This is a genomic window from Acinetobacter sp. UNC436CL71CviS28, assembly GCF_000620525.1.
Classification (GTDB): Bacteria; Pseudomonadota; Gammaproteobacteria; order Pseudomonadales; family Moraxellaceae; genus Acinetobacter; species Acinetobacter radioresistens.
On record NZ_JIBB01000105.1, the window covers coordinates 1 to 1,017 of the forward strand.

The 1,017-nt window shown below is 34.2% G+C and carries 1 protein-coding gene; it reads right to left on the reverse strand.

From position 1 onward, the window contains the following. Positions 1-906 (reverse strand): replication initiation protein RepM (gene repM / locus N518_RS0115360; protein WP_026444500.1); only part of this gene is annotated, 906 nt, incomplete at its 3' end. Positions 907-1,017 lie beyond the last annotated feature (111 nt).

Sequence of the window (1,017 nt, forward strand, 5' to 3'; positions counted from 1 at the left end):
TTGAAGATAAGGGAATAATTCTTGGAATTTTTCACTATCTTGAAGCATTTCAGCAATACGTATAGCGAATTGTGGATAGCTTTCTGTACCCTGAGAATACTTACCCATTTCTGGTAGTTCGGAAAGTTTAGTAGCGAATAAGTGGCGTTGCTTATCTGTCATTCTCGAGAACAGATCAGTTGTATTAGGGTCTCTATTAGTTTCTATAGATCGAATAGTTGCTTTCTTTGGCTTAAAGCTAAAAGAAAATCCTGAGATTGAACGCCCTTTTTTATGCTGTTCGTATTTAACAGTTATATCTGAAAATTCGTTGATTTGATCTACTGCAATATCTAAAACACGTCTCTTAAATGCTTCCATTCGAGTGTATTCGTTAACACCTATACCAAGTTGGCTACGAAATTTATTTAATTCATAAACAGGCGTTTTCCCTACAGACTTCCACTGCATTAAGAGCTCATAAAGACGTACTGCATAAACGCTTTTGAAGTCAGCAGTTTTTTTCAAATGATAACTAGTAAAATACTGTTCAAACCCATCTATTTTAGTGACATGTTCAATTACCACACGAGTTAAGGTAACTAAAATTCTTCCTTCACCTTTCCGATAATTAGCATCTTGAATCCAGCGACTTTTTGTTAAAGTTCCATCTTCATTGGTAATCGTAAATTGTCTTTTAAAAAGAGAATCTTCTGCTTCAATTAATGCTAAATAAGCTGCATCTGGAGAAACGTTAAATGCTTTAGCATATCTAAGAGCATTTAATTCTAAAGGTTCATCTGTTGATAATCCTTGTCCAGTCTCACGAGCATCTACAATTGCGAGCTGAAGTAAACGGGTTTCGCTTAAAGTAAGTGTCTGTAAAGCTTGTACAAGTTTATTAGATTTTACGACTAAGTCTGTCATGTCATTCTATTTAGCAACAATTTTATTGTGTTGCTATAACAACATAATAAATATTTGTTGTCAAATACCGAGGAAACGTTGCTATATAACCGAGGAAACGTTGCTATATAA